The sequence below is a fragment of the Verrucomicrobiales bacterium genome, assembly GCA_016793885.1.
In the GTDB taxonomy this organism is placed as follows: domain Bacteria; phylum Verrucomicrobiota; class Verrucomicrobiia; order Limisphaerales; family UBA11320; genus UBA11320.
Genome location: JAEUHE010000005.1, coordinates 1 through 4,057, shown reverse-complemented (window position 1 = coordinate 4,057; position 4,057 = coordinate 1). Strand labels below are relative to the sequence as shown.

Annotated in this window: 6 protein-coding genes; 1 reads left to right on the top strand and 5 read right to left on the bottom strand. The window is 55.5% G+C overall.

Features of this window, described 5'->3' with window-relative positions; genetic code table 11:
• Positions 1–245: 245 nt before the first annotated feature.
• The 4 genes from JNN07_00760 to JNN07_00745 form a co-directional block, all read right to left on the bottom strand.
• Positions 246–512, bottom strand: a complete 267-nt coding sequence (locus JNN07_00760; GenBank protein MBL9166251.1) for a hypothetical protein — start codon at positions 510–512, stop codon at positions 246–248.
• A 127-nt stretch (positions 513–639) separates the two neighbouring features.
• Positions 640–1,134 (bottom strand): hypothetical protein, encoded by a 495-nt coding sequence (locus tag JNN07_00755; GenBank protein ID MBL9166250.1) that lies wholly within the window; start codon positions 1,132–1,134, stop codon positions 640–642.
• Between the two features lie 188 nt (positions 1,135–1,322).
• Positions 1,323–1,643: a hypothetical protein gene (locus JNN07_00750; GenBank protein MBL9166249.1), complete on the bottom strand. Its 321-nt coding sequence runs from the start codon at positions 1,641–1,643 to the stop codon at positions 1,323–1,325.
• Between the two features lie 573 nt (positions 1,644–2,216).
• Positions 2,217–2,552: a hypothetical protein gene (locus tag JNN07_00745; GenBank protein ID MBL9166248.1), complete on the bottom strand. Its 336-nt coding sequence runs from the start codon at positions 2,550–2,552 to the stop codon at positions 2,217–2,219.
• Between the two features lie 277 nt (positions 2,553–2,829).
• On the opposite strand from JNN07_00745, the gene JNN07_00740 reads away from it, so the two are divergent.
• Positions 2,830–3,270 carry a hypothetical protein gene (locus JNN07_00740; protein ID MBL9166247.1) on the top strand — a complete coding sequence of 147 codons (441 nt, stop codon included), beginning with the start codon at positions 2,830–2,832 and terminating at the stop codon, positions 3,268–3,270.
• 106 nt (positions 3,271–3,376) lie between these two features.
• Here the strand turns inward: JNN07_00740 and JNN07_00735 are convergent, their stop codons facing one another.
• A complete protein-coding gene (locus tag JNN07_00735) occupies positions 3,377–3,799 on the bottom strand; it encodes a hypothetical protein (protein MBL9166246.1) in 423 nt (140 codons plus the stop codon).
• Positions 3,800–4,057: the final 258 nt, after the last annotated feature.

Sequence of the window (4,057 nt, the reverse complement as noted above, 5' to 3'; positions counted from 1 at the left end):
ATACACAACGCAAAAGTAGATAGAGGAGCAAAGGACCAACACGCCAAGCCCTACCATGAACGCGCAAATAAGGGCGACGGGTCTATTCATAAGGCTTGGGACGCAATCCGATACACCAGTGCTGCCGAACGTTCCCGCTGATCCACAGCCCGCCGACCGAGAGCCAACTCGGACGAAACTAGGGATGCAGGAAAGGTGATCATGGGAAACACTCGGAAGCTAAGGGCTGTTGGATCGAGTGGGCGTTAGACGGTTCTGTCGATCTGCAAAACTCTGCCCACCACCCAGTCCGTCCTCCGCAGGAAGAGCCATGAGAAGATGCTACCGCAGAGCATGTATGGAAACTCCCAATTGAGGAGCTGATCAGCAGTCGCCTTCTCCGGCATAAAGCGAAGGAGGTTGAGAAAGTTGTATAGACTAAAGCTGAAGCGAATCGCCAGTGGCACAACTGCGATGAGTGAGGTCAACCCCACCAGCTTCGTCAACACCGTGGATAAATCGTATTTTGTCATGGGAAGAGGCATGAGTCTAACGTCCCCTACTCAGGGACGCGCCGGTATGGACGCTGAACCTGGAAACTGGATGCTGTCGGCGCGTTCACTGGAGTAGGCGTGTTGGGCGGACGGGCCGTAACTATCCCTACGTCTTTCGCAATCTCCACGACAGCTGAAACAACTCTACAGCCATTTCCGATGGCGCAAATACTTCCATCCACTCGATGCCGTTGTTTCGCGGCAACACCAGAGCGACCTTTCTGGTGTGGTGAATCGCCTTGCGTGCGAGCCGCAAAGCCGCAGGCGTGTGGCAAGCACCCGGGTTGGCGTAGACGTAAGGAAAGTAGCAGTGGGGAAAGATCCTCTGAGCGTCTAACGCCCGAGGATCCATGAGAATGACAATGCTACCACGCTCCCCACCGTGCGCATTCCATAGCAACTCATGACCGCAAATCGGATCGCCGGAAAGGACCAAACGATGGCGTCCCTTATCGCGCTGAAGTATTGACGAGGACGCTTGAAATATTCGCGAATCCTCCGAGATCCCGTAGACCAAGCACTCCTCGGCACTGGCCAAGATCGGCCGTAAGACCTCCTCATGGACGGACATGCTCGCAAAAACATCGTAATGCGAGCGCATGGTGCGTGGTGTAAGACCCACCGCGAAGTGGCAAGTTTTGGCGATATCCCTGGCCCACTCCTCGAGAACAGTAAGGGGGCGATTCTCCATGTGTTTAGTCCGCCCAACGAAACTACTCAGGGACGCGCCGATATGGGCGCTCAACCTGAAAACTGGATGCTGTCGGCGCGTTCACTGGAGTAGCCTCGTTAGGTGCAGGGAGAACTACCCTCGATACCAAGCCCGCGCACAAGCAGAGACCCGACACGCCTGCTGAAAACGATCAAAAGGGCACCACAGGTAATGACAACGGTGGGCGCAATGCACGCGCTCGCCGCAAAGGTTCGCGTTGTGAAGAATCGGTAAATCTGTTCAATCGAGCCATCGCCGCCGGATAGCGCGGTTGATGGAGATTCCCTTGCGTAGGCTATGATATCGGGCAGTAAAGCCACCAACCAAGCCGAACCCAAAATGAGGAGATTGACTCCGATCGCGCGTATTGCAACTGCACCAACTGTTTCAAGTTTCATAGGCATTTCCGTCAACGTGAGCACCTAACGACCTCCCGATGAGACACCCCGACCTGTGAGGTGACGATCAGTAAGTCTGACTGCGGCTAAAATGGTCATGACGGGCTGGGCAAATCCAAGGGCTGGTCGGGGTTGTCCTCGATCGGGCTGGTTAGCTCAGGAGCGGAATAAACCCGGGCTCGAGCCTAAATGCTCTCAACATCATTACGTTTCCCGAACAGTCCCAAGCCTAGGAAGATTACTGCCAAAACAATCCCCAGGAAAAAGCCAGGGCGATCGAGCCTCCCGTCGCTAAAACGGAAAATAGCAAAGCACAGAGTAGCCCCTCCAACACCACACAGAAAAAGCCTGATGACGTCAGTCGCAAGCGCACCGGGTTTAGTCCGTTTCGCGAGTGTGCATCGACTGGTGACCTTTGGCTTTGTCATGCGTTCGTACCCCCCCAGCCTAGCTAACGACCCCGCTGATCCACAGCCCGCCGACCGAGAACCAACTCGAACGAAACCTCGGATGTGGGAAAGGTGATCATGTGAATAACTCGGAGGCTAAGGGCTGTTGGATCGAGTGGGCTTGTTAGCTGGTCCGGTGAACCTGCGGTCCTCGTGACCTGAAGCCCCAAACCACCGCGTTAAGCAGGCAAGCCAAGGCCGAGAGACCTGCGATGAAAGAGAACCAAAACTCTGCATTTCCGATATCCTGCATTCGCTTGGGCATATCATAGTGGGAACCCGCGGGAGCGGAAGGGAGTGGATCGATCGTCTTGAGCCTCTGCTCATCGACAACCCCAAAAGAGATAAACTCACGATAGGTGCTGTAGCTATGGACTCGATGGATCGAACCAGCTGTGGCACCCAGAAATATGAAAATCACTGCAGCGATCGAGTTGAGAATGATCGGAAGCCATTTCATGATGTAACAGCCTAGCTAACGACTCCGCTGATCCACAGCCCGCCGACCGAGAGCCAACTCGAGCGAAACCAAGACTGCAGGACCGGTGATCATGTGAAAAACGCGGAGGCTAAGGGCTGTTGGATCGAGTGGCTTGTTGGCCGTTCTCTGGTCGCATAAAAAACCGCGGCGACCGCTCTACTCCACGAACAGTCTTCTCCAAGCGCTCCGCGAAAAATGCGCCCCAATCATCTACATCCTTTGCGTCCAAGTAAGGCAGCGTAAAGGCGCCATGAGGATGAAACGGCCTCCCAATGTCCAACGACATGAGCGAGGCATGGGACTCCAGCAACAAGCGGTGAAACTCATCTGCGGGTTTTTGGTTCACGATGTTCCGCAGCACACGGTCTCGAATCTTGGCAATGCCTCGAAGGTCGGACTCGTCGTAGTACTCCATGTAAGAAATCGAAGACTGGAGACCTCGATCGCCAAGGTCCGACGTGGCAGTGAGGTTACAATGGACACCGAAGCGTCCGCCTATGTAAGGGATGAAACCGTGCCTGATGCTCTTCGAAATCTCATAGATGAACATTCCGTTTTGAAGGTCGCAGGTCCACAGCGAAGTCGTGCGCCTGCCGCGTTTCAAGCCAAGTCGCTCACACTGGGGCGACATTGCAGCATCGATATGTCGGTAAAAGTCCTTGGAAGTCATCACGCGCGGATCACGGCCAACGACTAATCGTGAGCGACCGCCGCCGTAATACGGCGATCGACGCAGTGACGGATACAGTGATTGTACTCATGTCGGAAATCCAGAGCTGGCGGCGGTTCGGTCGACGATCCTGTTAGGTGGTCTCATGGTGAGTCTTACCGTTCCGATCTGGCGCCGAGAACTTGAAATCATAGTAGTAGCCCTCAGTCGTGACACCCTCTCGCTCCACCTTCCAAATTCGGGTGTTCGTGCGGTAGTCCGGCTTGTCTTTGAAGGGCGTGACGAAGCACGGGTCATACCACTGGACGCAGTTGTTGGGCATGGCTGCGTAGCAGCCGTTGTCGAGCGCGATGATGTGCGCGCACTTGTGCCCGCCGTCGCCCGCGTCCTCTGCATCCTCGTTTCCGTGCCAGTCGAGCGTGAACATGTAGCTGCCGGGATACCACTCTCGGTTGGGAAGCCGAACACGCACTCGCGCCGCAGCCAGTCGCTCGAACACAATCGCACTCACCTCGTAACTCATACAGTCCCAAACCTGCAAATGATCGAGCGGCATCGCTGCTGCGTCCGCGCGCTGACACAAAGCATGGATGAGGTGGCCCCAATAGTCCGGCCACTGGGAGCGTTAGTTAAGCTATGGTGGCTAGGTGTGGGAAAGGTGTAGTCCATCAGATGTCAGCGGTCACTCAAACTGACCCGCCTGGGGTCGAAATGAAGGGCTTCAAACTGACCCACCCTGAGAGAGAAGCCATAGGGCTGCCAACCGAACGGAAACCCGTGAGGATGAGCGGCCGATATGGCCAATCAACTCACG

Bases quoted from the DNA above. Each gene is read 5' to 3' on its own strand.
- JNN07_00760 (MBL9166251.1), bottom strand. From the start codon at position 512: ATGACAAAATACGATTTATCCACGGTGTTGACGAAGCTGGTGGGGTTG.
- JNN07_00755 (MBL9166250.1), bottom strand. From the start codon at position 1,134: ATGCGCTCGCATTACGATGTTTTTGCGAGCATGTCCGTCCATGAGGAG.
- JNN07_00750 (MBL9166249.1), bottom strand. From the start codon at position 1,643: ATGAAACTTGAAACAGTTGGTGCAGTTGCAATACGCGCGATCGGAGTC.
- JNN07_00745 (MBL9166248.1), bottom strand. From the start codon at position 2,552: ATGAAATGGCTTCCGATCATTCTCAACTCGATCGCTGCAGTGATTTTC.
- JNN07_00740 (MBL9166247.1), top strand. From the start codon at position 2,830: ATGAAACGGCCTCCCAATGTCCAACGACATGAGCGAGGCATGGGACTC.
- JNN07_00735 (MBL9166246.1), bottom strand. From the start codon at position 3,799: ATGCCGCTCGATCATTTGCAGGTTTGGGACTGTATGAGTTACGAGGTG.